This window comes from Mesorhizobium sp. 1M-11, assembly GCF_001303895.1.
In the GTDB taxonomy this organism is placed as follows: Bacteria; Pseudomonadota; Alphaproteobacteria; order Rhizobiales; family Rhizobiaceae; genus Mesorhizobium.
On record NZ_LJSD01000059.1, the window covers coordinates 1 to 299 of the forward strand.

Genomic DNA, 299 nt, shown 5'->3' on the forward strand with positions numbered 1-299 from the left:
GTAGCTGGTTGGTGGCTTGGCCGGATCGGTGCTGGTGGGGCCGGGCGCCACTATCTCCCCCCTTGCGGGGGAGATAAGGGCTCCGCCCCGCTTCACGCCGGCCCGAAATGCCGAGGGAAGGCGTGGTGCAGCAGCGTCGCGATGGTCTTGGCCGGAACCTCGGAGTGGAGGTCGGGCGGATTGAGGTGTCCCCAGTACCACGCACCCTGGACCAGGTAGTTGAGGCTTTCGGACAGCGTCTTCGGGTCGACGCCGCTGTAGTTGCCCAGGCGCACGATCTCGGCCAGCAGGTCGCTGGC

At 67.9% G+C, this 299-nt stretch carries 1 pseudogene; it reads right to left on the reverse strand.

From position 1 onward, the window contains the following. Window positions 1-92 precede the first annotated feature (92 nt). Window positions 93-299, reverse strand: a pseudogene (locus AO692_RS33225) (TetR/AcrR family transcriptional regulator); the annotation flags it as partial.